Source organism: Methylobacterium sp. Leaf469, assembly GCF_001424745.1.
In the GTDB taxonomy this organism is placed as follows: domain Bacteria; phylum Pseudomonadota; class Alphaproteobacteria; order Rhizobiales; family Beijerinckiaceae; genus Methylobacterium.
The window spans coordinates 1-3,091 of record NZ_LMRE01000037.1; the positions used below are offsets into that span (position 1 = coordinate 1).

Annotated in this window: 3 protein-coding genes; 2 read left to right on the forward strand and 1 reads right to left on the reverse strand. The window is 64.4% G+C overall.

Features of this window, described 5'->3' with window-relative positions; all coding sequences use genetic code 11:
• Positions 1 to 276 precede the first annotated feature (276 nt).
• The gene (locus ASG60_RS16795) at positions 277 to 951 is read right to left on the reverse strand and encodes a sigma-70 family RNA polymerase sigma factor (protein WP_244476705.1); all 675 of its coding nucleotides are present in this window, start codon (positions 949 to 951) and stop codon (positions 277 to 279) included.
• A gap of 205 nt (positions 952 to 1,156) precedes the next feature.
• On the opposite strand from ASG60_RS16795, the gene ASG60_RS16800 reads away from it, so the two are divergent.
• A complete protein-coding gene (locus ASG60_RS16800) occupies positions 1,157 to 2,617 on the forward strand; it encodes a PAS domain S-box protein (protein WP_056261668.1) in 1,461 nt (486 codons plus the stop codon).
• Positions 2,618 to 2,932: 315 nt separating this feature from the next.
• Positions 2,933 to 3,091, forward strand: a 159-nt coding sequence (locus ASG60_RS16805; protein ID WP_156398942.1) for a CsbD family protein, incomplete at its 3' end; no start/stop codon positions are given.

A 3,091-nucleotide genomic window follows, 5' to 3' on the forward strand; every position in this document is an offset into this window, starting at 1 on the left:
CCTGTGCGAGCAGCACGGGTCGGACGCCGGCCGGTGGTTCCTCGAAGCCGGATTCGGCCGCGTCGACCACCCGAACCCGCCGACCTTCGCCAGCCTCGACGCCGCCCAGGACTGGATCACGCACCGCCTCGCCACCACCGACGATACGACCTCCTAACTCGGGAAAAACGAGCGTTGTTCGGCTCCTCGAACGCCCGGAAGACAACGGGTCATCGGGCGCTGAACGCAAGACCCACAAGGTTAAAGCCCTGGTTGGCCCCGAAGTGTCCGACGGTGTCATCCCGAAAGGCCGAGGGCGAGGGCGAGACGTTCGCGTGCCCGGCTCACCCGGCTCTTCACGGTACCGACCTGACACCCGAGCACCATCGCGGCCTCCGTGTGGAGCAGGCCGTCGACCATCACGAGCAACAGGGTCTCGCGTTGCTCCGGCGGGAGGTCGTTCAAGGCGAACTGTAGCTCGGCCAGGGCAACGCGGTGTTCCTGCTCGGGCGGCGCGGAGACCGAACCGGCGATGACGCCGTCGACGTCCTCGACCTCCCGGCGGAAACGCTTGCGCTGGTTCAGATGGATGTTGCGCAGGATCGTGAACAGCCACGCGACGAGGTTGGTCCCCGTGCGGAACTGGGATCGGTGCTCCCATGCCCGCATGAGGGTCGCCTGAACCATGTCGTCTGCCTCTGCGGCATTGCCGGTACGGAGCAGAGCGAAGCGTCGGAGACGTGGCACCACGGCGATGAGTTCGTCGCCGAACGCCTTCGTGACCTGACGTTCGGCCTCGGCGTCGAGCAGGGCGGCTCGCAGACGTAGCAGAACTCGGCCGAGCTTCGTATCGGCATCGACCGTGTTCACGCTGGGAATGAGTTCGTTCAGCCGTGCCCCGATCTGATCCTGGACATGACGGGGCAATCCCTCGCTCGGCGAAGGTTCGTCGGTGACGATGCTTGTCAGCATTCTGGGGAGGAGTCCTTGTTCGGGATATCAGCCCTGAGAGGCTGCCCCTCTACGGTAGATTCTACCGGGCCGGTTCTGGATGATCGTTCACATTCACGTCAATGATCCAGATATACCGGTCTGCGGACCTCCCGGCCCGGAACCGTCCGTCCACGACCGCTGTTACGGCCTGGCTTGAATCGAGCGGTACGGAAGGCGGTGGGACGTGGTGGTTGCCGTCGACAGGCATGAGCTTCGGCAGATCATCGCCGGCCTCAGCGAGGGCGTGATCCTGGTCGAGCCCGACCAGACCATTGCCTATGCCAACGAGGCGGCCCTCGCGATGCATGGCGCGGAAACCATCGGCGAACTCGGCGAGACCGTGGACGATTATCGTGGGCGCTTCACACTGCGCTACCGCAACAACCACGCTCCGAACCAATACCCCATGGAGCGCGTCGTCTCGGGAGAACGTTTCCACGACGTCATCGTCGAGGTGACCCGAACGGACCGGCCAGAGGTCGATTTCGTGCACTCCCTACGCAGCCTCGTCGCCACCGACCGGGAGGGCAATCCGAGCTGTCTGGCACTCATCCTCAAGGACGTCTCGGAGCAGTTCGAGGCCGAGGAGCGCTTCGAAGCCACCTTCAACGCCAATCCGGCACCTGCAGTGATCTGCCGGCTGTCGGACCTGCGTCACGTCAAGGTGAACCACGGTTTTCTGGAGATGACCGGTTATACCCGCGACGCCGTGATCGGCCGCAGCGTCTACGAGGTCGACGTGCTGGCAGGCGCCCGCAGCCGGGATCTGGCGATCGCCCGGCTCAATACCGGCGCCACCATCCCGCAGATGGAGGCTAGCCTCGATCTGCCTGATGGCAGTTCGCGCTTCGTCATCGTCGCCGGCCAGCCCATCGAGTTCGGCGACGAGCCCTGCATGCTCTTCACCTTCGCCGACCTGGAACTGCGCCGCAAGGCGGAGAAGGCCCTTCGTCAGAGCGAGGAGCGCTTCGCCAAGGCGTTCCACCTCACTCCCGTGCCGACCCTGCTGGCACGGGCCGAGGGATTCTCCATCACCGGCGTCAACGAGGCCTTCACCCGGGTGTTCGGTTACAGCGCCGACAAGGTCACGGGACGTACGCCCGCGGAACTTGGTCTCTGGGTGCACGACGCCGCACGAACCCGGTTCGAGACGGCGGTGGCGCGCACCGGCTATGTCCTCGGCCTGGAGGTCTGCCTCCGGCACGAAGACGGCACCAACTTCGATTGCCTCGTCTCGGCCGAGCGCGTGGAGATCGGCGACCAGACCTTCGCCCTTCTGGTGCTGCAGGACATCACCGAGCGCAAGCGCACCGAGCGGGAGCTTTTCGAAGCCATCGAAACCGTCATGGCCGACACCTCCTGGTTCAGCCGCGGGCTCATCGAGAAGCTCACGACCCTTCGCCGGCCGGCGAGCGAGACCCGTGACGCCGTCGTTCCGAACGTGACGGGTCGCGAGCGCCAGATCCTCGACCTCATCTGCCGAGGACTGGACGACGATGGCATTGCGCAGAGATTGGGGCTTTCGCGCAACACGGTCCGCAACCACGCCGCATCGCTCTACCGGAAGCTCGCGGTCCACAAGCGCTCGGAAGCCATCGTGTGGGGTCGCAACAACGGGTTCCCGATTTCGGAGGCTAGCAAATAAAAACTGCCTTACCAGTATATTTGCACCATTGCTCACGGGCCACGGCGGACCACTTGAGGGACGGGTTCGCACCGGACTTCGCGAAGCCAGTGGAAGCCAGTGCATGCGGAAGGCGATCTAGATTTCTTCGTAGCTGGAAGGCCCGGAGAACGAAGCCGCCGGAGCATCGGCGTTCATATCCGAAGTCGTGGGCGAGAAACCTCTCAGTAGTCACTACCGAAGCTCGAACTGAAACCGAACATTGCCGTTCAAACGTAGCTTCGCTCGCACGTTACAGCCGACGAACGTCATCGAAACGAGAACAGGAACACCATCATGGTCGACACGAATCGGATCACCGGCGCCGCGAAGGAACTCGGCGGCAAGGTGCAGGGCGCGGTGGGCGACCTCACGGGCTCGAACCGGGACTCGGTCGAGGGCCGCGCCCGCGAGGCGCAGGGTGCCGCCGAGAACCTGTACGGCCAAGCCAAGGAC

Bases quoted from the DNA above. Each gene is read 5' to 3' on its own strand.
- ASG60_RS16795 (WP_244476705.1), bottom strand. From the start codon at position 951: ATGCTGACAAGCATCGTCACCGACGAACCTTCGCCGAGCGAGGGATTG.